The sequence below is a fragment of the Pseudomonas sp. PD9R genome (assembly GCF_019200975.1).
Taxonomy (GTDB): domain Bacteria; phylum Pseudomonadota; class Gammaproteobacteria; order Pseudomonadales; family Pseudomonadaceae; genus Aquipseudomonas.
On record NZ_JAHTMR010000003.1, the window covers coordinates 414084 to 436239 of the forward strand.

Consider the following 22156-nt stretch of genomic DNA (forward strand, 5'->3'; position numbering starts at 1 on the left):
CATTGAAATGGCAGGGTTCAACATGAACAACCTTGAATGGCGGGACGTCAGCAGCGAGGAAACTCGAAGCCTGCGGGATGTGTTTGGAAGCTTTATGACTGGCGTGACAGTGGTCACCGCATGGGACAGCGAGGGATCACCTCGCGGGTTTACCGCCAATTCATTTACTTCCGTTTCCCTGGACCCTGCGCTGGTTTTGGTCTGCATTGCCAAGAATTCGAACAGCCTGGACGTGTACTGCGACGCAGAGCATTTCGCGATCAATGTCCTTGGCGAGTGGCAGCGGGATCTGTCGAATACCTTCGCCGGCCGCGTAGCAAACAAGTTCGAAGGCGCTCAACTGCTGGAAGAAACAGCTGCACCCTGTCTGGCTAACAGTCTCAGCGTGATGTGCTGTAAACGTCAGCAGTGTGTAGATGCGGGCGACCATCTGATCATCATCGGCGAGGTGACCAAATACGCCAGCACGGCGGGTAGTCCACTGGGGTATTTCCGCGGCAGCTACATAGATTTTGCCGTCGGTAATCAGGCCATACAAACCGATCTAAAATCTGCGGTAAAAGTGGGGTGTCTCATTTCCCACGACGATGGATTGATTCTGGTCAAAGAGCCCAATGATGAACACTGGTCGGTCCCCGCGCTGTTTTGGCGTAATGGTGTAGGGCAGCGCGACATCATCGCCCAAGTATTCAAAGAGGCTGGCATACAAGGTGATGTTTCCTTTGTGTACTCCATTTTTGAAGAAGGGAGCGACGGCTACACCAAGTTGTTCTATCGCGGCGACTCGGTCAGCGACAATTTGCCGTCAGGCCAGGACACGGGATGGGAAGTAAAAGTCTTTCATGAGAAAGACGCGCCCTGGGACCTTGTTTCGGGTGAATACACAATAAGTATGGTCAGCCGCTTTTTCAAAGAACGCGAAGCGGACGCCTTCGGAATTTATTGTGATACCGCCGATGGCGGACGAATCGCCGGCATAGCAGGCAAGCCGGTCAATTGGATGGAGTGGGGCAACTAACCCGCCATATTTAATCCCCATAAAGTGGAACTTTAATATGGAATTCAATCATTTCCTGAGCTCTTACCTGCCCGATCACCTGGGTTCAGGCAAGAAGTTATATCAATGCATGGTCGAACAAGCCGTTCAGGCCGAGCGCTCTGGATATACCGGTGTGTCCATTCCGGAACACCATTTGATCAATATATTGCTGGTGCCGTCACCGTTGCAGATGGCCGTAAAAATTGCATCGGTCACCCAACATGTCGAGTTGGTGACTTCGATTGTGGTGTTGCCGATCCGCGATATGCGCGTGTTTGCCGGTGAAGTGGTTCAAGCCGATGCCATGACCGATCACCGTCTGGTATTGGGCGTAGGGCGCGGCGCGTTCAAGTATGAAATCGAACGCTTGGGCGTGCCCATGGAGTCCACCCGGGAACGATTTGATGAATCCCTCTTGGTACTCAAAGCCCTTCTCACTGAAAAAGACGTGTCGTGGGATGGCAAGTATTACAAGTTTGACCCGATGACCATCATGCCCCGGCCAGAACGCGATATTCCGTTAATGGTGGCGACGATGGTGCCAGAGGGGATCTTCGCCTGTGCCAAGCAAGGCTATTCGGTGCAAACCACACCGTTGAGCGGTGATCACCAAATGCTGCTGGATCAAGTCAGTGCGTTCCGTCGTGGAAAGGCCGAAGCGGGTCCGGGTGCTCCGAAAAGCCGTCTTTCCTTGCAACGGGCCGTCTATCTGGCTCGGGATGAGGCCGATGCCAAGGAAAAAATCGCGCTGGCCTATGACTACTACAGGCGCTTTGACAACGTTTATTCCGGGCCAGGCATTGTCAGCGCAGGTGGAATTGAGCCGTTGCCTCGCCAGCAATCAATCGAAGACCTCGCAAAAAACCTTTTGATCTGCACCAGGGAACAAATGCTCGATCAGTTGGGCAAGTACGCCGAGGCAGGCATTGATGAAGTCATCATGACCTCCAACTTCGGCCAGTCCCAGGAAGACTCCCTCGAGATGGTGAGTCGTTTTGGTGAAGAGATCATTCCTTACTTTTCCAACGTCAATAAAGTCATTAACAAGAGGGTCGGATAATGCCTGTCATTTCAGTTGAGTTGTTTCCCGGAAGAACGCCGGATAAAAAGCGCGAATTGATCAAAGCGCTCACAGACACTTACGTGAACGTATGTGGCGGTACTGCGCAGGCAGTCACCATTCTGCTCAAGGAAGTTGATCCGATCGACTGGGGCTCTGCGGGCAGACCCTACGCCGATGTGATTGCCGAGAATGCGAAGAAGCCGGCGTAGGGGAGAGCGATCATGACCAAAGCCATTGAGTGTGCGGTAGCGGTAGAAGGACAAGGTCCTGCGCTGGTGATGATTCACGGTATTGGCGCGCGCAAGACCGGCTGGGACAAGATTACGGCGGCATTGAAGGATCGCTATACCTGCATTCGTTATGACCTGCGCGGTCACGGCGAATCACCGGTGCCGAGCGAACCTTTCGGGCTGGATGAACTGGTAGCGGATCTGGAGGCGCTTCGCGAGCGCCTGGGTGTCGAGAAGATGCACGTGATCGGGCATTCGCTCGGCGGCATGATCGGGCCGGCATATGCGCACAAGTACCCTGACCGGGTGCTGAGCATCGGGCTGTTGTCCACCGCCGCGTTCAGGTCGGCACAGGACTCGGAAAACGTACTCAAAGTGGTTCAGGCGATGGAGAACAAAGGCATCCCTCAGGTGCTGGAGACTTTGACGCAGCGCTGGTTTACCGAAACGTTCTGCGCCGAGCACCCTGAGGTGATCGAGTGGCGCAAGCAACAGGTGATCGACACCGATGGCGAGGTGTTCCTCAACGTTTTCCGTATTTACGCAGAGACGGAAATGTCGCCCTGGCTGCATGAAATCAAGCACCCGTGCCTGGTGTTGACCGGGGAATTCGATGGCGGCTGCAACCCGGGTTTGAACCAGAAAATCGCCGATGCATTGCCCGATTCCGATCTGGTCATCATGCCGGGTCTGAAGCACGCGATTCTGATCGAGGCCAGTGACCTGGTTTCACCGCATCTAAAAACGTTCCTCGAAAAAACCGGTTCCTGACCCTGCCGAAACCGCTTGGCTGGCGTGCGATTCGCAGCTGAGCCAAGCGGCCTACAACAAGATCGTTATCTATTCAGATAAGCAGGTAAACGTTATGGGTATGTTGTATCAGGTGATCTTGCGGCGAGTGTTCATCGGAGTCGTCACCTTGTTTTGCGTGTCCGCGATTATCTTTGCGGCCGTACAGATGCTGCCGGGGGATATGGCGCAGCAGATTCTGGGGCAGTCGGCGACACCCGAAACCTTATCTGCACTTCGGCATGAATTGGGCCTGGATCAGTCGCCTCTGACGCGCTATCTGCATTGGTTGTACGGCAGCTTGCACGGTGACTTCGGCACCTCGTTGTCCAATGGCCGGCCAGTGGCTGAAATGATTGGCCAGCGAATGGTCAACACGCTGTTCCTGGCGTCCTACACCGCATTGATTGCCGTCCCGCTGGCCGTCACGTTGGGGCTTTTTGCGGCGCTGTATAAGGATTCGCTCTACGATCGCTTCGTCAATGTGATTTCTCTCGCGGCTGTCTCGCTGCCGGAATTCTTCATCGGCTACATCCTGATCCTGCTGTTTTCCGTGACTTACTCGGTATTTCCTTCCATTGCCGACGTCCCGGCATCAGCCAGTTTCGTCGATCGACTGTACTCCGCCTTTCTACCGGTACTGACCCTGACGATGGTGATCACCGCTCACATGATGCGTATGACGCGGGTTGCTGTGCTTGATCTGCTGATGTTGCCGTATATCGAAATGGCCAAGTTGAAGGGGTTGTCCCGATTCAAAATTGTTATCCGGCATGCCTTGCCCAATGCCTGGGCACCCATTGTCAACGTTGTAGCGGTCAACCTGGCTTATCTCATCACGGGTGTCGTGGTGGTTGAAGTGGTGTTCGTCTATCCCGGATTGGGGCAACTGATGGTGGACTCGGTCGTCAAGCGCGACTTCATGGTGGTTCAAGCGTGCTGCTGCATCTTCGCGGTGGTGTACATCAGCATCAACTTGCTGGCTGACATTATCTCGATTGCCACCAATCCACGTTTACTGCATCGCAAGTAAAGGGTATGTGCATGAACATTCTGACTGTATTCAAGCAAATGTCCTGGACGGCCCGGCTCGGGATAATTCTTATTGCGCTGTACGCCTTCATGGCGGTATTCGGTCCCTATATAACGCCCTACAGCGAGACACAGATCGTCGGTGGTGAATACGACCCGTGGAGCGCGCAGACTTGGCTGGGCACCGACAACCTGGGGCGTGACATGTTTTCCCGATTGATCTTCGGTGCCCGCAACACCATCGGCATTGCGTTGCTGTCCACGTTTTTGGCGTTCGTGATCGGTGGCGTGCTGGGGCTGGTGGCGGCCACCGTCGGCGGCTGGTTCGAAGCCGTAATTTCACGCATCGTCGACATGCTCATGTCTGTGCCGCAGCTGATCGGGGCCTTGCTACTGCTGACGATCTTCGGCACCAGTCTGCTCAATCTTGTGTTTGTCATCGCGCTGGTCGATGCCACACGGATCTACCGCTTGGCGAAGTCGGTGGCGATGAATGTGGTGGTCACCGACTACATGGAAGCGGCGAGAGTGCGCGGCGAAGGCCTGGTCTGGCTGGTCATGGTCGAGCTTCTACCCAACGTCAAGGCACCGCTCATTGCCGAGTTCGGGCTACGGTTCTGTTTTGTGTTCCTGACGATATCATCGCTGTCCTTCCTCGGATTGGGGCTGCAACCACCCATGGCCGACTGGGGAAGCATGGTGCGCGAAAACGCATCATTGATCTCATTCGGTGACCTCACCCCTTTGATTCCTGCCGCTGCGATCGGCTTCCTGGCGATTGCCGTCAACTTTGTCGTTGACTGGTTCCTGGCCCAACGACGCTGACTCCAATAACCATCAAAAACATAAGAATGCGTGGGGAATACGAGCATGGCTGAGCCACTCCTGAAAATCACCGGTCTTCGCATCGAAGCCCTGTCGGCAAATGGCTGGAGCGAGATCGTTCATGGCATTGATCTTGAGTTGCAGCCGGGCAAGATCCTCGGCCTGGTGGGCGAGTCCGGGGCCGGCAAATCATCGATCGGGCTTGCCGCGATGGCCTATACCCGTGAAGGTTGCCGGATCTCCGGTGGCGAAATCCTGTTCGATGGCATCGACATGCGCACGCTGTCGCCGGCGCAGCACCAGGAACTGTTGGGGGCCAGAATTGCTTATGTCGCCCAGTCCGCGGCGGCGAGTTTCAACCCCGCGCACAAGTTGATCGATCAACATTGCGAGAGCGCCATCGAACACGGCGTGGCCAGCCGCCACAACGCCCAGCGCGAAGCGGTGGAGCTATATCGAAAAATCTCCCTGCCTGAGCCGGAAACCATCGGTTTGCGTTATCCGCATCAGGTTTCCGGTGGGCAGTTGCAGCGAATCATGACGGCGATGGCCATGTCCTGCCGACCTGATCTGATTATCTTCGACGAGCCGACGACGGCCCTGGATGTCACCACTCAGATCGATGTGCTGATGACCATTCGCGAGTTGGTGCGCGAGTTCCAGGTGGCTGCCATCTACATTTCCCACGACCTCGCGGTGGTGGCCCAGATGGCTGACCAGGTCGTGGTGCTCAAGGACGGCAGCGTCGTCGAATCCGGGGATAAACGCCAACTGATCGAAAACCCGATCGAGAGCTACACCCAATCGCTGTGGGCTGTACGTAACCTGGCGTGTACGCCCCAGCCACCGGTAAGCCGCAGCGTGAAGCCGGTCCTGTCAGTTAAAAACATCAAGGCCGGGTATGGAAAAAAGAATGTCATCGAAGGCATCTCGCTGGATTTGTACCGCGGACGTACGTTGGCAGTGGTAGGAGAGTCCGGGTCTGGCAAGTCCACCTTGGGCCGCTGTATCAGCGGGCTGTTGCCGATCAATAGCGGGGCAATCACCTACAACGACGTCGAGCTTGCCAGCTCCTATAAAAAACGCAGCCGGGAGCAACTGAAGGCCGTTCAAATGATTTACCAGATGGCGGATACCGCGCTCAATCCTCGCCATTGCATCGGCGACATCATTGGCCGGCCCCTGAAGTTCTACAGCGACTTGAACGGACCGCAACTGCAAGCGAGAACCCACGAAATTCTTGATGCCGTGGGTCTTGAGCCGGGCAAGTTTTTTTCAAGGCGACCGGAAGAACTGTCTGGCGGACAAAAGCAACGGGTCGGCATTGCCAGGGCACTGGCGGCCGATCCTGCCGTGATCATTTGCGACGAGATCACCAGCGCCCTCGATCAACTGGTGGCCGAAGGGATTCTGCGTTTAATCGATGATCTGAAAAACACGTTCGGTTTGTCCTACCTGTTCATCACCCATGACCTGACCGTCGTGCAGTCGATTGCCGACGACGTGCTGGTGTTGAAGGCCGGCCATATCGTCGATTACGGAGAGCGCAACAACGTGTTCGCCCCTCCCTGCGATCAATACGTCACGCAACTCGTTAACAGCATGCCGCAAATGAATCCGGACTGGCTGGATGAGCTGGTTCGCTGTGGCTCGAAACAATCTCAGGCATAAAGGAGCGGAACATGACGCTGCAGAAGAGTTTTTCGGAGTGGAGCACATTGGCGGCTTCGGCGACGGTCAATGGCCAGTGTTTTATCGATGGTCAATATCGTCAGGCTGTGGAAGAGCAGGTGTTTGACAAGATCAGCCCGGTGGACGGTCGAGTGATTGCGTCGATTGCCCGCTGCACGACACCGGACGTGGATACGGCCGTTGCTTGTGCGCGCAGGGTGTTCGAGGCCGGTACTTGGTCGCGCATGGCACCGGGCCAACGCAAGAGGATTTTGATCGCTTTCGCGGAGCTCATCGAGAAGCACAGCGCGGAGTTGGCGCTGCTCGAAACCCTGGACATGGGCAAGCCGATTTCCAATGCCATCAACGTGGACATACCGGGTGCCGCCAACGCGATTCGCTGGAGCGCGGAGGCTATCGACAAGGTATACGGCGAGATAGCGCCGACCCCGCAAGACCAACTGGGCTTGATCACCCGTGAGGCGGTGGGCGTGGTGGCGGTGGTGGTGCCGTGGAATTTCCCTCTGTTGATGGCGAGCTGGAAACTCGGGCCAGCGCTAGCGACCGGCAACTCGGTCATCCTCAAACCCTCGGAGCGCTCGCCAATGACGGCGATCCGTGTCGCGCAACTGGCGTCGGAAGCCGGGATCCCGGACGGTGTGTTCAATGTCTTGCCGGGCTACGGCCATGAAGCGGGCAGCGCGCTGTCACTGCACATGGATGTGGATGCCATCGCCTTCACCGGTTCGACCGCCATTGCCAAGGCGCTGATGATCGCCTCGGGACGTTCCAATCTGAAGCGCGTCTGGACTGAGGCGGGAGGCAAAAGCCCGAATATTGTGTTCGCCGACGCGCCTGATCTCAAGGCTGCCGCCGTCAGCGCCGCCTCCGCGATTGCCTACAACCAAGGGCAGGTGTGCGTCGCCGGTTCCCGTTTGCTGATCGAACGCAGTGCCAAGGCAGAATTCATGGAACATTTGCAGGCCGCGCTGGAACCATGGGCGCCTTCCCATCCGCTTGATCCAGCCACTCAGTTGGGCGCACTGGTTGATCAACAACACTTGGCTCAGGTCAGGGGATTCATCGACACGGGTATCCGTGAGGGAGCGCGGTTGGTGCAGGGCGGAGAGACCGGTATCGCCGGTGTCGACGGCTGTTACCTGAAACCGGCGTTGTTCGACGGCGTTGACAATGCAATGACCATTGCACAGGCGGAGATATTCGGCCCGGTGTTGTCGGTCATCGCCTTCGATACGGCAGAAGAAGCCGTTGCCATTGCCAACGACACACCCTATGGTCTGGCCGCCGCGGTATGGACGCGCGATCTCTCCAAAGCCCACCGCGTCGCCAAATCGATACGCGCAGGTTCAGTGTGGGTGAATCAGTACTCCGCTGGGGACATGACGGCCCCCTTTGGCGGGTTCAAACAGTCAGGCAACGGTCGCGATCGATCCCTGCATTCGTTCGATAAATACACCGAACTGAAGTCGACGTGGATCAAGCTGTAACGCCCGACAGGCTCGCGTTTGACGCATCACAGGGGGCGGAGGACAATGCCGCCCCTGTTTTTCAGATTGTATTTGGGACTAAGCGATGGCGCGGCAAACAGCGAAAAAGGTTTATGAAAGTCCAGAGCAGCGCCGGGAAGAAATTATCAAGTGCGCCTTCCTGTGCTTGAGCGAAGAGGGCTATGCAAAACTGTCCGCCAGGAAAATTGCGGCGCGGGCTGAAATGTCCCTGGGGCATATCTCCTATCACTTCAAGAACATGAACGAGCTGTTGGTCGAAGCCTATAAATACGCCTCGCGCAAACTGTACGAGGCGACCCAGGCCGGCCTCGTCGCCAAGCCCGGCTCGACCATGAGCCAGCTGGAGATTTTCTTGCGCAGCGGCTTCACCGGGCAATTCCTCGATCGCAGCTACCTCTCGGTCCGTATCGATTTTTGGTCAGCCTCCCTGTTTCACGAAGACATCGCCGAAACCGAACGCAAGCTTTACACCATCTACCGTGAGCGCCTGTTGGAAATTCTCAACAAAATCGCCCAGGAACACGAAAGTGCGCCTGAGTCGGTAGAGCGAGCAGCGGATGCGTTGATGGCGATGCTCGATGGTTTGTGGCTGGACTGGCAACGCAGCAAGAACATGAAGTCCATCGAAAACGGCATAGCAGCGTGCATGGATCTGGTATCGCTTTACCTGGCGAAACGCTAATGACGCTGCGCTGAAGTGCTCTTGCTCGGAAGATCCCGAGATTCAGCGCAGTTGTTGTCCGTCTGCTTCGATTGTTTCCCTCCAAACCTGCGTAAATCATTGCCGAGTGTGTATTCAGTGTCGGCAATGTCAGGGGCCCGCGCAGGGCTAAAGCCGAATTCTCAGGCTTGAAGAACGCTCACCAAATCCTCCCGGGGCCTCGGCGTGCCGGCCGGGCAAAACTACCGGAGTGTGGTGCTCGATTCCTTTCGGGAAGTTGAAGACCAACTGTCGCTGCTGAGCCACTATGCTGATTCGGCCGCCGCGGACCTGATGTCGGTCGAGGCGTCTGGACGCGCGCTTGATATGGCAACCAGTCGCTACCGTGATGGTGCGGTGAGCTATCTGGAAGTTGTGACTGCTCAGACCGCCTCCTTGCAGGCACAACGTACCGCACTAGACCTTTCTATTCGCCGGCGCAGGGCGGCGGTGCAACTGGTCAGAGCATTGGGTGGAGGCTGGTCGGTGGACCGCTTGAATCAAGTGGCCACGGCCAATCAAGGGACTGTACAGGTGCCTTAGGGCATACATTCACGGTTTGCAGCAAATGGCCGCCATGTGATTTCCATCGCCAGGCGGCTTTTTGCAGCAGGCGTTATAGCTTGCTACGCGAAGCGAACACGTCCTTGAGTACCGGCACCGCCGACATCGCTTTCGGCCAGCCGACGTAGAAGGCGAGATGGGTGACGACCTCTGCCGCCTGTTCGCGAGTCAGGCCGTTGTCCATGGCCCGGTTGAGGTGGAAGGGCAATTGCGCCGACTGGTTTTGACTGATCAGGGCCGCCACGGTAATCAGGCTGCGATCTCGCGGCGCCAGGTCGGTACGTCGCCACAGGTCTGCGAACAGCACGTCATTGGTGTAGCGCGCCAGGTCCGGGGCGGTAGTGCCGACGGCAGCCTCTACCGCTGCCCGGCGCTTGACCTCGCTCGCTTCGTCCAGCGTGAGTAACTCTCCGGGCAGCGGCGTTATCTGCCCGGGATCCAGTCCTCGTTCAGCGAATATCTGTTTGGTGACACCTACGGCCGACATCGAATTGGGCCAGCCGCTGTAAAAGGCCAGATGGGTAATCAGGCCAGTGATTTCAGACGGCTTCACGCCGTTGTCGAGCGCCAGCTTGATGTGCCCGGTCATCTGGTCGATTTGTCCGCTGGCGACCAGGGCCGCCAGGGTGATCAGACTGCGGTCACGGGGGATAAGATCCGGTCGTTTCCACACTTCGCCGAACAGTAACTCGGTGGTGTAGGCATAAAGCTGTGGCGTGACTTCTAGCACGTCGGGCGATGGCTTGGGATCTGGCCGGGGTTTGCTTTCTTCTGCGCCCACCATGGCTGAGAAGAACAGACTGGCGAATACGGTGGCGATCAATTTCATGGGTTCGACTCCTGCAATACGTAGCCGCCCTCACACGTTGCACGGGCGACCACGGGATTCACGCTGTGGTCAGCGATGCCATATCAATGACAAAGCGATAACGCACGTCAGCCTTTTCCATGCGCTCGAAAGCGTGGTTGATCTCGTCCATGCGGATCATCTCGCAGTCGGGCAGGATGTTTTTCTCGGCGCAAAAATCGAGCATTTCCTGTGTCTGAGCAATCCCTCCGATCGGTGATCCTGCGATACGCCGGCGCCCCAAGAGCATGGGCACGGAGTTATGTTCAGCCATCGGGCCGACCTGGCCAACCAGCACCAAGGTGCTGTCGATATCCAGCAGTGATACGTAAGGGTCGACGCTGTGCTTGACCGGGATGGTGTCGATGATCAAGTCAAAGCTCGATTGGGCGTTATTCATCGCCTCCTTGTCGGTGGACAAGAGGAAATGGTCGGCACCGAGCGCCAGGGCATCTTCTTTCTTGTCGGCAGAGCGACTCAGCACGGTGACTTTAGCGCCCATGCCGTGGGCCAACTTGACCGCCATGTGTCCCAATCCGCCAAGTCCGATCACGGCAACGCGGCTACCCGGCACAACATTCCAGGTACGCAGCGGCGAGTAGGTGGTGATGCCGGCGCACAACAGCGGCGCCACTTTTGCCAGTTCCAGTGTCGGCGGTACGCGCAGGACGAATTCTTCGCGAACGACAAGGTGCTTGGAATAACCGCCGTAGGTGTTCTCCTTCGTAATCCGATCCTGACCGTTATAGGTATTGGTATTGCCTTCGCGGCACAGTTGCTCCTCGCCCTTGCGACACTAATCGCACTGCATACAGCTGTCGACCATGCAGCCAACAGCAACGGTTTCGCCAACCTTGTAACGGGTAACTTCAGCACCGACCGCCGTGACGCGACCGACGACTTCGTGTCCGGGCAATGCCGGATAAACCGTCCAGCCCCAGTCGTTGCGGACGGTGTGCAAGTCGGAGTGACACACGCCACAGAAAAGGACTTCCATGGCGACGTCGTCCGGACGCAGGCTCCGCCGGTCGAAAACGAACGGGGCCATAGGGGCTTGAGGCGATAGTGCAGCGTATCCAACGGTCTTCATTAACATTCCTCGGTCACAAAATCCCGGAAGTGGAGGAGGCGGGCTTCACTCCACTGATCTCGACATAGTAGGAAAGCTGGTCGTAGCGATTAAGAGCAGCAAACAGGATGCAGTCATGAGTACCGCTCAACAATGACTCGCCTGAGTTATTTGGGTGACAGGTCGCCGTACCAGTACGCCGCCGTCACGCCGCCATCCATCAGGAAGTCGCTGCCGGTGATGAATGTGCCTTCAGGGCCCATGAGCAGGGCCCCGACGGCACCCACTTCATCCGGGGTGCCGCCGCGTCCAGCTGCGCAGGTGTCGATCATGCGACGGTAGCCATCACCGCGTGGGCCGTTCAACTCGTCCCTTGCCAAGGGCGTGAAGATGATGCCCGGGCTGATCGTATTGACCCGCGCACCGCGTTTGCCCCAACGCACGGCTTCGGCCATGACCCGCAACGAGTTGGCGCGCTTGGAAATCTGGTATGCGTTCAAGGGATCGGTGACTTGAGCGGGCTGCAGCATCGGCAGCGCGAGCAGTTCTTCCACTGGCGTCGTTGCCAGCGCCTTGTTCTGTTCGGCGCTCAACGCAGGCAAGCGGTGGCCGGATTGCGAAGCGATAACGATCGCGGAACCACCTTTGGCGATGACGTTGCCGAATTCTTCGAGTACCACCGCCGTGCCATACAAATCCACCCGCAAAATCGTGGCCGGCGATGCCTGGGAGGGAGAAACGCCGGCGGCGTGGATGACGCCGCTGACTTCTCCAATTGCCGTCGCCGTCCGCACCAGCGCCTGCACCGACTCCCGGGAAGCGACATCCACGACAGCGGTGGTGACTTCGAACCCGGCATCAAACAGAACCTTTGCCGCGGCGTCGGCGTTCTCCTGTTTCAGGTCTGCCAGCACCACGTGTTTGCCGGCACTGACCCGGCGAGCGATGGCCTGGCCGATTGAACCGGCGCCGATAACGACAATGACGTTTGAAAGATCTTTCATGAGTTCATTCCTCGTGAGTCTTCGATTACTTGATCCCGATGCGGTCGGATCAGACTTCCTGACGCGTCGGCCGGAACAGGATTTCGTTGATGTCCATGTCTTCCGGCTGGCTAATGGCGAAGGCCACTGCACGGGCGAAGGCGTCTGCCGGCAGGGCGATTTCGTACATCTTGCGCACGTTATCGGCGATATCAGTTTCGGTGATGCTGTCAGGCAGTTCGGTGGCGACAGCGCCGGGCGAGATCACCGTGGTGCGAATGTTGTAAGGCTTGACCTCTTGGCGCAGGCCTTCAGAAAGGGCTAACACCGCATGCTTGGTGGCCGCATACACGGCGCTGCCCGGGCGAACCTTGTGTCCGGCCACGGACGAGACGTTGACGAACTGCCCGGACTTTTGCCGTTGCATATGCGGCAACGCCGCGGCGATTCCGTAGAGCACACCCTTGATGTTGACGTCGATCATCCGGTCCCAGTCCTCGACCTTGAGTCGTTCCAGGGGCGAGTGGGGCATCAGGCCGGCGTTGTTGATCATCACGTCGATACGACCATGAGCATTCACTGCGGCATCGACCAGCGCCTTGACATGATTGCTGCGGGTAACGTCGGTCCGCACCGCAAGCGCTTCGGCGCCGCTGGCATTTAATTCATCGGCAAGCGCCTGTATGCGCTCCAGCCTGCGGGCGCCGAGCACCACTTTTGCACCCTCGGCGCAGAGTCGGCGTGCCGACGCTTCGCCCAGTCCGCTACTGGCACCGGTAATGACAATGACTTTGCCTTGAATGTTTTCGTTCATGTTTTCTCCTGTGGGATGACACCGTCATCCGGATGGCGAAGTGTTTGAGTGAGGTTCTGCGCCGGCACCAACCATCGCGCGCAGAGCAAGCTGCAAATCCCAAATACCGCAATGACACCAGCCATGGGACGAGGCGTGCCATCGGCAAAGGCAGCCACCATGCCGGACCCCAGGATGCCTGTGCCGTATTGCAAGGAACCGACGAGCGCCGACATCGCACCGGCAAACTCGGGGAACTCCCCCAGCGCGCCGACGATGGAGTTGGCGACGATGAACCCGGTTGCCGAGACAAACAGAAACAGCGGTATCACCAGGCCGACAATGCCACCCCAATCGAGCCAGGCATCCAGCGCCAGCAACAGCGCCGACACGGCGGCCGCACCCGTGCCCAGGCGCATCAGGTGATCGCTGCCCAGTCGTGCGACCCAACGGGAGTTAAGCTGATTGGTCAGCATGATCCCGGCGATTCCGACCGCAAACAGCACGCCGTACTGCTGCGGTGAGACGTGGTGATAGCTGATGTAGGCGAAGGGTGTACCCGCGATGTAGGCGTACATCCCGCCATAGAAAAAGCCGCCGGCACCGATGTAACCCAACACTCGTCGCTGACGCAGCAGCAGGCCGTAACGACGCAGCGCCCGGTGCAGGGGTTCGGGGTTACGCCGCTGTGCCGGGAGGGTTTCCGGAAGGATGTGCAGTAGCGCCAGCGTACTCAGGCCGAGCAGCACAAGCGTCCAGAAGATTGCGCGCCACGAGGCAATCTGCAAAATCAGGCCGCCCACGCTTGGCCCCAGCAACGGCGCGATGGCCATGACCGTCATCAGGGTCGAAAGCATTTGTGCCGCACGATGGCCGGCATACAGGTCACGCACCATGGCCCTGGCCAACACCACGCTGGCGCAGGCGCCCACGGCCTGTACGGCGCGCCAGGCGATCATCACTCCGGCGGAATTCGACATGGCACAACCGGCGGAACCGATGATGAACAGCACCAGGCCGATAGCGATGGGCAAGCGACGGCCAAAGCGATCACCAATGGGGCCCCACAGCAATTGGCCCAGGCTGAAGCCGATCAGGTAGCCGGAAATGGTCAACTCGACCTGACCTGAATCAGCGTGCAAGGCATCAGCCATGGCGGGTAAAGCAGGCAGATACAGATCCGTTGAGATCGACGCGAAGGCCATTAATGCGCTGAGGATCGCCAATGTCCATAGTGATTGGCGGTCAGAGGCAGCGGCGCTGTGCGCCGTGGAGTCGGAGGGTGCCATAGGGGCTGAATTCTCGGAAAAGGGCCGCCCGTCCTGCGAGGAGAGCGGCCGGGTAGTGCGGGGAATCAGCGGTCGACCCGTTGCTGCAAATGCGCCGGGTAACGGTCACCGACAATCTGGATTTGCTGAAGAACGGATTCGATGGTGGCGAGGTCCTTTGAGGTCAACTCGATAGACGCCGCACCGAGGTTTTCCTCCAGTCGGTGCAATTTGGTCGTGCCCGGAATCGGCACGATCCATGGCTTGCGCGCCAGCAGCCAGGCGATGGCGATTTGAGCCCGGGTCGCGTCTTTATCGCCCGCAATGTGGCCGAGTACTTCAACGAGTTGTGCATTGGCGCTGCGATTCTCTTCGCTGAAACGCGGCACAATATTGCGGAAGTCGTCCGAAGCGAATGTTGTCTCGGCATCGATGGCCCCCGTAAGAAAACCCTTGCCCAGCGGGCTAAAAGGCACGAAGCCAATACCGAGCTCTTCAAGCACCGGCAGTACTTCTTTCTCTGGCTCACGCCACCACAGCGAGTACTCGCTTTGCAGCACCGTGACGGGTTGTATCGCGTGGGCACGACGAATTGTCTGCACGCCAGCTTCGGACAAACCGAAGTGTTTGACTTTGCCTTCAGTGATCAGCTGTTTGACGGTACCGGCGACGTCCTCGATCGGCACATTGGGGTCGACGCGATGCTGGTACAGCAAATCGATGTGGTCGGACTTCAATCGCTTGAGAGCTGCCTCCGTCACAGTACGAATGTTTTCCGGACGGCTATTGAGGCCTTGTGCCACATCACCATTCTTGAAACCGAACTTAGTAGCGATCACAGTTTGCTGGCGAAAGGGCGCCAACGCCTCTCCCAGCAACGACTCGTTGGTAAAGGGGCCATACGCTTCAGCGGAATCGAAAAACGTCACACCTTGCTCGAACGCGTTACGGATCAGCTGGATAGCCGCTGCTTTGTCCATTGCCGGGCCGTAGCCGTAGCTGATGCCCATGCAGCCCATGCCGATGCTCGATACTTCAAGTCCGCTGTTGCCAAGAACACGCGTTTGCATTTTTTTCGCCTCCGCTGATAGTGTTCCAATACCTTATATTGCTGTTGAGAACTCAACAATATAGCTTTGGCTGCATAGGTTACTGAGGAAAATTCATCAATGATGCGCGCAGATCTACCTGGCCTAACGGCGTTCATTGCCATCGCTGAACAACGCAGTTTCAGTGGTGCGGCTCGAGTGTTGGGCGTGTCTTCTTCCGCGCTCAGTCATTCGATGCGCAATTTGGAGGCGCGGTTGGAGATGCGTCTGTTCAACCGCACGACGCGCTCGGTTTCATTGACCGAGGCGGGGGAACAATTGCTCAACGGCGTACGGCCGTTGATGAATGACCTGGCCAACGTTGTCAACGAGGTTACCTCCGCCCGAATCACACCTTCGGGTTCAATCCGCATCAGCGCTTCGGAGTCATCGATTCGGCCGCTGATTCGCCATGTTGTTCCCGACTTCGTGATTCGTTATCCGCAAATCCATATCGAGTTCGTGGTCGACAGCAAGCTGCAGGACATTGTGGGCGATGGTTTCGACGCCGGTATTCGGCTGTTTGATGACGTGCCTCTTGACATGATCGCCATCCGATTCGGGCCGGACCTGCGCTTCGCTGCCGTTGCCTCACCCGCGTACCTTGAGCGCTATCCTGCGCCTGAGGTGCCGCAGGACTTGAAAGCTCATCGGTGCATCCGTTTTCGCTTTACCAGTGGTGGGCTGTTCCGCTGGGATTTCAAGCATGACGAGCAAAGCGCCAGCCTTGATGTGGAAGGGCAGGTGACCATGGATAATGTAAACCTGATGATTGATGCGGCCCTCGCTGGTATCGGTGTGGCATGGGTGCCCATCGCGCAGATTGCTGATCATCTGAGCGATGGCCGACTGATCGATTTGTTGCCTCAGTGGACCCCCAATTATTCAGGGCTTTGCCTGTACTATCCAGCCAATCGCCATCCTCCGATTGCTCTTAGATTATTCGCCCTGGCAGTACGGGAGTGGTCGAGTCGAACTGAGACGCTGGTTTCGAGCATGGACACTGGCAGTCACTAGTTGGAAATCGCTGTTCTTGTGCATATTTGCAGGAGCGTTTCTCCGCCAGGTTCTCGGCTGCTTCTGGCCCAAAAAAGCTCAGCCTAACGAGCAACTCTCGATTGCGGCCATGTGCTGGTTGGCAGGTCGGTATACAAGGAGGCCGGCGTGCTAGAAAACGCCTTGTGCATGATCATGATAAAACCAAGGCGAATGAACGCCGCAACGGTGCGCTGTCCTCCTTTATGTCTATCACAAGCCAAACAGTCTCAGTCTCACCACAGCAAGGTTTCAACCTCATCAAATTTTCCTGCGACCTTCAAATAGGTCTCAGCCCATCCACTGCTCATGCTGACCTCCTGCAAAGGTCCAGTTGGCGCGAACAACACGGCGACGCTCAACCGTTCAGGCAAGATGCCGGCCTTTAATGAGTGGATCAAAGCTTGTAGTTCGGCTTTTGCCTCGAACTCATCTGGCCAATACGACCAGCAGAAGTCATTCCCCGGCGTCGACACCAGTTCGACGGTGGCCTCAAGTATGAGGATGAGCGACTCGACAGCGGAATCACACTCGGCTGCTCCCCGGAGCAAGCGATGCAGTTGGCGGGTTTCCATGGTGTATTCCAGATACGATTTCCAGCGGATAAATATCGAGCATCATGAACGCAGCCGCAAGCATTCCGCGCTGTGTTGGCTCGTACCCCGGTAATTATTGTTGTGGAAAAACGCCCGCACGGGGGGCAGTTGTAATGCTGATTCGACTTTATGAGCGTTTTTGCCTGCATATTAATTATCGAAAAGCAGACTTTTTCATTTTGGCTTTATTAAACCTAGGTCACCTACGTGCGTTCGTATGCAAAGCGGAGCTCCAGCGCCTCAAAGGCAGCAAAGTGAGGGTAAAGCTGCTGGATGCGCGTACTCATGCCCCGTTCGATTCGTTGCTCGAAGGGAAAATCGACGTCGGTTAAAGTGCTGACTCAGAAGGTGTGATGCCCGGATGGTCACCTCTTGGCCGTTCTCCGCCTATCACAAGTGGCCTAAATCGCCTCAAAGCTGTCAGACAAACCAGGTAACTATTGGCCCTCCTTTGCGGAATGGGGGATTCGACGAAGAGATTCGTCGAATCGACGTTTTCAGGTTTCGTTGGTCTCAATGATATCCACCTGGATAGGTGGCGGCGTGTTTATGTAAGTTGCTTACAACAACGATATCGGATAACTGATAAAGAGCCGGTTTTCGTCAAACTCATTGGTGCTGAAGTTTTTCCGAATACTGGAATTTCGCCATTTGACGCTGAGATTTTTCAATGCGCCAGATTGAATGACATAAGCCAGCTCCGATTCCCGACCCCATTCCTTACCATCGGTGATCACCCCCGAGTGCACGTTATCGCCACTCAAGTAACGGTTCATCATGGTCAGGCCGGGGATGCCGACGGTGACGAAATTGAAGTCGTGACGAACCTGCCAGGAATGCTCCTGCGCGTTATCAAAACTGGAGTTGTAGCTGTCGTTCGCCAAGGTGCCGCCACTGGCACCGTTGACTCGCATCCACGCGGTATCGCCGGTGAGCTTTTGCAGGCCGACGTAGAACGTGCTGCCACCCAGTTTTGCGGAAAACAATCCGAAAGCGGTCTTGTTGTCCATGTCCCCGGCCAGACTGGCACCGTCTTCCTTGCCAGTAAAAAAGCCCATGTTGGCGCCCAGTGTCCAGTCGCCCAAGGGTTGGCTGTGGCTCAGGTTGAAGTACTGTTGCTGATAGATGTCCTTGAGTTCGTCGTACCAGAGTCCCACCGTCGTTCGCTTTTCGTTGAAGGTGTATTCACCCCCGCCGAAGTTGAAGCGATCGGACGTGAACGCCGCTTTGCCGTTCATGGACATGTCTTCCATGCTGGCGTCGTTGCGCGGGCTGTTCTGTCTGATCTGACCGCCGTACAACGTCAGCCCGCCGATTTCCTGTGAGGTAATCTGCGCGCCACGAAAAGTCTGCGGCAATGAACGACCATCATCGGAACGGAGGATCGGCAGGGTGCTGACCCATTCGCCGACTTTCACCACAGTTTTTGAAACCTTGGCCTTGGCGGCGACTCCCAGTCGTCCGAAATTTTCAGCTGGCTCTCCATCACCGTGGACAGGCAATAGTTGCGTGCCGGCGGTGCCTTTGCCGCCGTCGAGCTTCTGCGAGTAAAGCCCCAGGACATCAACGCCGAAACCTACCGGCCCTTGGGTGTAACCGGAGCGGGTATCGAGGATGAAGTTTTGCGTCCATTCCTCGGCTTTGTTCTGTGGTGCGGCAGCATTAGGGTAGGCGGGGTTGACGAAATTTCGATTGATGTAGGCGTTGCGCAGATTGAGCGTGGAAGTTGCACCCTCGATAAAACCGCTATTTTCATCGGCATGAGCGACAGTTGTCGAGGCGGCACTGATCACTAGGGTCAGGCCGATTAATTTGTAATGTGTGGGAACGTTACGGCGAAAACAGGTGTGGCGCATGATGGATTTCTCTCGGTGAATTATTGTTTTTTTTCGGGAGTTTTCGAAGCCGGTACTGAATTTCAGGTGCAGGCGGTCCGGGCAACTATCTGCCGGGAGACCGCCGTGTCAGCGTCTGGTTAAAAGGGGTGTCAGGTGTTGGAAGCCTGGCGACGCAACAGGTCGTCAATGGCCCTGATGGCCAGGGGATAACCGTCGGCGCCCATTCCGCAGATCACTGCATTGACCACGCCGGACATGATCGAATGGCGATGCAGTTCATCGCGTGCATGGATGTTCGACAGGTGCAGTTCGATCAGGGGTGTGTCGAGTAGCTTCAACGCATCGAGTACCGGAATCGAGTGAAACGAAAAGCCGGCCGGGTTGATGATTAGTGCCGCGCCTTGTTCGAAAGCCTCCTGAATCCAGTCGACCATCACGCCTTCGTGGTTGGTCTGGCGAAAGTCGCATACCAGGTCTAATTCCCTGGCCAGCCTTTCACTCGTCTGGCGAATCTGATCGAGCGAGGTGTGGCCGTAGATGTGCGGCTCGCGACGACCCAGCAGGTTCAAATTCGGGCCGTTGAGGATGAAGACGGTACGGTTCATGGTCGTCCTGCTGCGTTATTTGGAAAGAATGGCTGAAGCGCGAGTGTCTACGGCGTCGTCTTTGGCGACGGCGTTAAGATCGATGCCGCGTGTTTCCGGGCCGATGACGATCATTGCCAGCGAGATCAGGTTGATCACCGCGCACAGCGTCACCAGCGGCCAAGGGGAGTTGTTCGACTGGCTCATCATCCACACGGCGATCATTGGCATAGGGCCGCCAATCACCAGGTTGGCGCCGGTGTAGGCTAGGGCCGAGCCGGAGTAACGAACCTGGGTCGGGAATGATTCGGCGAAGGCCACCGGCTGAATGCCGCTTTGGAACTGGGTGAAGCCAAGGAACAGCCCCATGATTGCCATGATGGCGGGGACGTTCAGCGTGTTGAGGATCGGGAAGTAGACGAACAGGATTAGCAAGGTCATGCCTGAGCCCAGGGCCAGCGCCTTCTTGCGGCCCCAGCGATCCGACAGATAACCGCCGGCCAGCGCACCGAAAATGGCGCAGACGTTAGCCACCATCAGCGACATGAAGCCGGTCGACTGGCTAAAGCCCAAGTGCTTGGTCAGGTAGCTGAGAGAGAAAATCACGATCAGATAGAACAGCGCAGCCGGCGAGCAGAAGAACAGCATCAAGCGCAGGATGGTCTTGTAGTGACTGCCGACAGCGGATTTCAGCGGGCTTTTTTCCTGCTTGACCGGGGTCTTTTTCAAGGCAACGAAGGCCGGGGTTTCATCGACTTTCAGGCGGATGAAGATCGCGACCACCACCAGCACGAAGCTCAGGAGGAAGGGGATTCGCCATCCAAAACTTTCGAATTGATCGCTTGAAAGCGTCGCGGCCAGACCCATCAACACGCCGTTGGCCAATATCTGACTTAGTGGTGAGCACAAGCCGAGCATGCCCGAATAACGCCCGCGGCGATCGGGGGATGCGTGTTCCAGTGCCATCAGTTGTGCCCCGGTGGACTCACCACCCAGGGCGAAACCTTGAATGATCCGCAGCAATACCAGAAGGATCGGTGCCCAGATCCCCACTTGGCCGTAGGTGGGCAACAAGCCCATCAATACCGAAGCCAGGCCCATCATGGTCACGGTGGCCAACATCAGGTTGCGCCGGCCAAGCTTGTCACCGAGGTAGCCACAGGTAATGGCGCCCAATGGCCGCGCGGCCAGGCCAACGCCGAAAGTCGCCAGCGAAGCGAGCAGGCCGGCAGTTGGTTCCATCGCCGGGAAAAACAGTTTGGGCAGAATGGTCGCTGATACCGCGCCATAGAGCGTGAAGTCGAACCATTCCAAGGCGGTGCCAATGGTTGCGGCGGTCACTGCTTTGCGAGGCATGCGCAAATCATGAGTCTCTTGACTGGTTGTGCTCATAGAGGTGCTCGTCTTTTTTTATGGTTATGGTGTACCCCAACGATCCAGCCCGGGCGATGGCACCAGCAAAAACGTCGAAGTGAGTAGACGTTAACCCATCCTGCTTGCAGAATAATTATCGAAATCCAGATAAATAGATAAGCCAGCCTTATGGGTGGGAATTATGGAACTGCGTCACCTGAAAGCCTTTGTGGTCGCCGCCGACCTGCAACATTTTAGTCGCGCGGCCGAGCAACTGGGCATTGCACAACCGGCGCTGAGTCAATTGATGCGCACGCTCGAGTCCGAACTGGGTCTGGTATTGTTTCGACGGGAAAACCGTGGGGTGGCGTTGACCGCTGCCGGCGAGGCGTTCCTGCCTCATGCGCGACAGTCCATCGAGTCCAGCGAACGGGCGATCGCCGCCGCGCGGCGTGCCCGACGCGGGGAAGTAGGCGAAATCAACATCGGCTACCACTCGGCTTTGTTCGAGGCCAACCTGCCGCAATTGCTGCGGCATTACTTCAGCACCTTTCCCGAGGTCAAAGTGTCGCTGGTGGACGCCGGTATTCGTGCACAGTTCGACATGTTGCTCGACCAAAAACTCGACCTGGCCTTTGCCAGGGTGTTCAAGGATCATCTGCCCGACCGTCTTCGCACCCATCATTTCAGCCAGTCCAGACTTGTCCTGTTGATCCCGGACAACCACGAACTGGTCGACAGCTTCAGCGGAGACCTGGCGACGCTGCGCCATGAAAAATTCGTGTTCCTGCAGGACAGTGCCGGCATCGGTCTGACCTCCCACACCCTCCAGGCTTGCCGACAAAACCAACTGCACCCCGAGAACATCATGTACGTGCCATCGTTGATGAGCATTCCCGGGCTGGTGGCTGCTGGCATCGGCTTGAGCATCGTCCCCGAAACGATGACCCGGTTGACCATGCCCGGCATACGCATTGTGCCGCTGGCTCAAGCGGAAATGGTCAGTGAACTGTCGCTGATTTCACGGATTGACGAGCGCTCCAGCGCGGTGCTGCACTTTATCGAAGAGGCTAATGGGTGGGGATAACGTTGCGCGCGATTTGATAGTAGACCGGTCTGCATCAGAGATGCCCATGTAGCAGTTTCTGATCACTGAGACAATGCAGTCGGAAATGGTTGTGGAGGCCTAGCCAACCTCCGATTCTCAAATGCACCTTGATCCCAGAGCGCAAGGAGCTCGTGACTCGCTCCTTTAATTTT

General features: G+C 57.1%; 22 protein-coding genes and 1 pseudogene. 13 read left to right on the forward strand and 10 right to left on the reverse strand.

Annotation, left to right across the window (positions count from 1 at the left end; translation table 11 throughout):
- Positions 1-22: 22 nt before the first annotated feature.
- From KUF73_RS09420 to KUF73_RS09465, 10 genes are all read left to right on the forward strand, one after another.
- Positions 23-1018, forward strand: coding sequence for a flavin reductase family protein (locus KUF73_RS09420; protein ID WP_218437764.1), 996 nt, complete (start codon positions 23-25; stop codon positions 1016-1018).
- A 37-nt stretch (positions 1019-1055) separates the two neighbouring features.
- A complete protein-coding gene (locus KUF73_RS09425) occupies positions 1056-2099 on the forward strand; it encodes an LLM class flavin-dependent oxidoreductase (protein ID WP_218437765.1) in 1044 nt (347 codons plus the stop codon).
- The gene (locus tag KUF73_RS09430; RefSeq protein WP_218437766.1) at positions 2099-2311 is read left to right on the forward strand and encodes a tautomerase family protein; all 213 of its coding nucleotides are present in this window, start codon (positions 2099-2101) and stop codon (positions 2309-2311) included. The genes KUF73_RS09425 and KUF73_RS09430 overlap by 1 nt, the downstream gene beginning before the upstream one ends.
- A gap of 12 nt (positions 2312-2323) precedes the next feature.
- Entirely contained in the window at positions 2324-3103 is a 780-nt protein-coding gene (locus tag KUF73_RS09435; RefSeq protein ID WP_218437767.1) for an alpha/beta fold hydrolase, read from the forward strand.
- A 94-nt stretch (positions 3104-3197) separates the two neighbouring features.
- Positions 3198-4154 (forward strand): ABC transporter permease, encoded by a 957-nt coding sequence (locus tag KUF73_RS09440; RefSeq protein WP_218437768.1) that lies wholly within the window; start codon positions 3198-3200, stop codon positions 4152-4154.
- 11 nt (positions 4155-4165) lie between these two features.
- A complete protein-coding gene (locus tag KUF73_RS09445; protein WP_218437769.1) occupies positions 4166-4978 on the forward strand; it encodes an ABC transporter permease in 813 nt (270 codons plus the stop codon).
- Positions 4979-5023: 45 nt separating this feature from the next.
- On the forward strand, positions 5024-6649 hold the full coding sequence (locus tag KUF73_RS09450; RefSeq protein ID WP_218437770.1) for an ABC transporter ATP-binding protein: 1626 nt from the start codon (positions 5024-5026) through the stop codon (positions 6647-6649).
- Positions 6650-6660: 11 nt separating this feature from the next.
- Entirely contained in the window at positions 6661-8157 is a 1497-nt protein-coding gene (locus KUF73_RS09455) for an aldehyde dehydrogenase (RefSeq protein ID WP_218437771.1), read from the forward strand.
- Positions 8158-8242: 85 nt separating this feature from the next.
- Positions 8243-8860, forward strand: a complete 618-nt coding sequence (locus KUF73_RS09460; RefSeq protein WP_218437772.1) for a TetR/AcrR family transcriptional regulator — start codon at positions 8243-8245, stop codon at positions 8858-8860.
- 231 nt (positions 8861-9091) lie between these two features.
- Positions 9092-9421 (forward strand): TolC family protein, encoded by a 330-nt coding sequence (locus KUF73_RS09465; RefSeq protein WP_371135438.1) that lies wholly within the window; start codon positions 9092-9094, stop codon positions 9419-9421.
- 73 nt (positions 9422-9494) lie between these two features.
- Here the strand turns inward: KUF73_RS09465 and KUF73_RS09470 are convergent, their stop codons facing one another.
- The 6 genes and pseudogenes from KUF73_RS09470 to KUF73_RS09495 form a co-directional block, all read right to left on the reverse strand.
- The gene (locus KUF73_RS09470; protein ID WP_218437774.1) at positions 9495-10271 is read right to left on the reverse strand and encodes a carboxymuconolactone decarboxylase family protein; all 777 of its coding nucleotides are present in this window, start codon (positions 10269-10271) and stop codon (positions 9495-9497) included.
- A 58-nt stretch (positions 10272-10329) separates the two neighbouring features.
- Positions 10330-11379: pseudogene (locus KUF73_RS09475) on the reverse strand (NAD(P)-dependent alcohol dehydrogenase).
- Between the two features lie 146 nt (positions 11380-11525).
- Positions 11526-12362, reverse strand: coding sequence for an SDR family oxidoreductase (locus tag KUF73_RS09480; protein ID WP_218437775.1), 837 nt, complete (start codon positions 12360-12362; stop codon positions 11526-11528).
- A 49-nt stretch (positions 12363-12411) separates the two neighbouring features.
- Complete coding sequence (locus tag KUF73_RS09485; RefSeq protein WP_218437776.1) at positions 12412-13155, reverse strand: SDR family oxidoreductase; 744 nt, start codon at positions 13153-13155, stop codon at positions 12412-12414.
- Positions 13152-14423 (reverse strand): Bcr/CflA family multidrug efflux MFS transporter, encoded by a 1272-nt coding sequence (locus tag KUF73_RS09490; RefSeq protein ID WP_218437777.1) that lies wholly within the window; start codon positions 14421-14423, stop codon positions 13152-13154. The genes KUF73_RS09485 and KUF73_RS09490 overlap by 4 nt, the downstream gene beginning before the upstream one ends.
- Before the next feature lie 65 nt (positions 14424-14488).
- Positions 14489-15472, reverse strand: coding sequence for an aldo/keto reductase (locus KUF73_RS09495; protein ID WP_218437778.1), 984 nt, complete (start codon positions 15470-15472; stop codon positions 14489-14491).
- Between the two features lie 99 nt (positions 15473-15571).
- On the opposite strand from KUF73_RS09495, the gene KUF73_RS09500 reads away from it, so the two are divergent.
- Entirely contained in the window at positions 15572-16507 is a 936-nt protein-coding gene (locus tag KUF73_RS09500; RefSeq protein WP_218437779.1) for a LysR family transcriptional regulator, read from the forward strand.
- Positions 16508-16761: 254 nt separating this feature from the next.
- On the opposite strand, the gene KUF73_RS09505 is transcribed toward KUF73_RS09500, so the two are convergent.
- Complete coding sequence (locus tag KUF73_RS09505) at positions 16762-17100, reverse strand: hypothetical protein (protein WP_218437780.1); 339 nt, start codon at positions 17098-17100, stop codon at positions 16762-16764.
- Positions 17101-17144: 44 nt separating this feature from the next.
- On the opposite strand from KUF73_RS09505, the gene KUF73_RS09510 reads away from it, so the two are divergent.
- Positions 17145-17453, forward strand: a complete 309-nt coding sequence (locus KUF73_RS09510; RefSeq protein WP_218437781.1) for a hypothetical protein — start codon at positions 17145-17147, stop codon at positions 17451-17453.
- Between the two features lie 228 nt (positions 17454-17681).
- Here the strand turns inward: KUF73_RS09510 and KUF73_RS09515 are convergent, their stop codons facing one another.
- From KUF73_RS09515 to KUF73_RS09525, 3 genes are all read right to left on the reverse strand, one after another.
- A complete protein-coding gene (locus KUF73_RS09515) occupies positions 17682-18977 on the reverse strand; it encodes an OprD family porin (RefSeq protein ID WP_218437782.1) in 1296 nt (431 codons plus the stop codon).
- 131 nt (positions 18978-19108) lie between these two features.
- Positions 19109-19564: a type II 3-dehydroquinate dehydratase gene (locus tag KUF73_RS09520; protein ID WP_218437783.1), complete on the reverse strand. Its 456-nt coding sequence runs from the start codon at positions 19562-19564 to the stop codon at positions 19109-19111.
- A 15-nt stretch (positions 19565-19579) separates the two neighbouring features.
- On the reverse strand, positions 19580-20935 hold the full coding sequence (locus KUF73_RS09525; protein ID WP_218437784.1) for an MFS transporter: 1356 nt from the start codon (positions 20933-20935) through the stop codon (positions 19580-19582).
- A gap of 163 nt (positions 20936-21098) precedes the next feature.
- On the opposite strand from KUF73_RS09525, the gene KUF73_RS09530 reads away from it, so the two are divergent.
- Positions 21099-21983, forward strand: a complete 885-nt coding sequence (locus tag KUF73_RS09530) for a LysR family transcriptional regulator (protein WP_218437785.1) — start codon at positions 21099-21101, stop codon at positions 21981-21983.
- Positions 21984-22156: the final 173 nt, after the last annotated feature.

Coding starts and splice junctions, on each gene's coding strand:
- KUF73_RS09420 (WP_218437764.1), top strand. CDS start 23: ATGAACAACCTTGAATGGCGGGACGTCAGCAGCGAGGAAACTCGAAGC.
- KUF73_RS09425 (WP_218437765.1), top strand. CDS start 1,056: ATGGAATTCAATCATTTCCTGAGCTCTTACCTGCCCGATCACCTGGGT.
- KUF73_RS09430 (WP_218437766.1), top strand. CDS start 2,099: ATGCCTGTCATTTCAGTTGAGTTGTTTCCCGGAAGAACGCCGGATAAA.
- KUF73_RS09435 (WP_218437767.1), top strand. CDS start 2,324: ATGACCAAAGCCATTGAGTGTGCGGTAGCGGTAGAAGGACAAGGTCCT.
- KUF73_RS09440 (WP_218437768.1), top strand. CDS start 3,198: ATGGGTATGTTGTATCAGGTGATCTTGCGGCGAGTGTTCATCGGAGTC.
- KUF73_RS09445 (WP_218437769.1), top strand. CDS start 4,166: ATGAACATTCTGACTGTATTCAAGCAAATGTCCTGGACGGCCCGGCTC.
- KUF73_RS09450 (WP_218437770.1), top strand. CDS start 5,024: ATGGCTGAGCCACTCCTGAAAATCACCGGTCTTCGCATCGAAGCCCTG.
- KUF73_RS09455 (WP_218437771.1), top strand. CDS start 6,661: ATGACGCTGCAGAAGAGTTTTTCGGAGTGGAGCACATTGGCGGCTTCG.
- KUF73_RS09460 (WP_218437772.1), top strand. CDS start 8,243: ATGGCGCGGCAAACAGCGAAAAAGGTTTATGAAAGTCCAGAGCAGCGC.
- KUF73_RS09470 (WP_218437774.1), bottom strand. CDS start 10,271: ATGAAATTGATCGCCACCGTATTCGCCAGTCTGTTCTTCTCAGCCATG.
- KUF73_RS09480 (WP_218437775.1), bottom strand. CDS start 12,362: ATGAAAGATCTTTCAAACGTCATTGTCGTTATCGGCGCCGGTTCAATC.
- KUF73_RS09485 (WP_218437776.1), bottom strand. CDS start 13,155: ATGAACGAAAACATTCAAGGCAAAGTCATTGTCATTACCGGTGCCAGT.
- KUF73_RS09490 (WP_218437777.1), bottom strand. CDS start 14,423: ATGGCACCCTCCGACTCCACGGCGCACAGCGCCGCTGCCTCTGACCGC.
- KUF73_RS09495 (WP_218437778.1), bottom strand. CDS start 15,472: ATGCAAACGCGTGTTCTTGGCAACAGCGGACTTGAAGTATCGAGCATC.
- KUF73_RS09500 (WP_218437779.1), top strand. CDS start 15,572: ATGATGCGCGCAGATCTACCTGGCCTAACGGCGTTCATTGCCATCGCT.
- KUF73_RS09505 (WP_218437780.1), bottom strand. CDS start 17,100: ATGGAAACCCGCCAACTGCATCGCTTGCTCCGGGGAGCAGCCGAGTGT.
- KUF73_RS09510 (WP_218437781.1), top strand. CDS start 17,145: ATGAACGCAGCCGCAAGCATTCCGCGCTGTGTTGGCTCGTACCCCGGT.
- KUF73_RS09515 (WP_218437782.1), bottom strand. CDS start 18,977: ATGCGCCACACCTGTTTTCGCCGTAACGTTCCCACACATTACAAATTA.
- KUF73_RS09520 (WP_218437783.1), bottom strand. CDS start 19,564: ATGAACCGTACCGTCTTCATCCTCAACGGCCCGAATTTGAACCTGCTG.
- KUF73_RS09525 (WP_218437784.1), bottom strand. CDS start 20,935: ATGAGCACAACCAGTCAAGAGACTCATGATTTGCGCATGCCTCGCAAA.
- KUF73_RS09530 (WP_218437785.1), top strand. CDS start 21,099: ATGGAACTGCGTCACCTGAAAGCCTTTGTGGTCGCCGCCGACCTGCAA.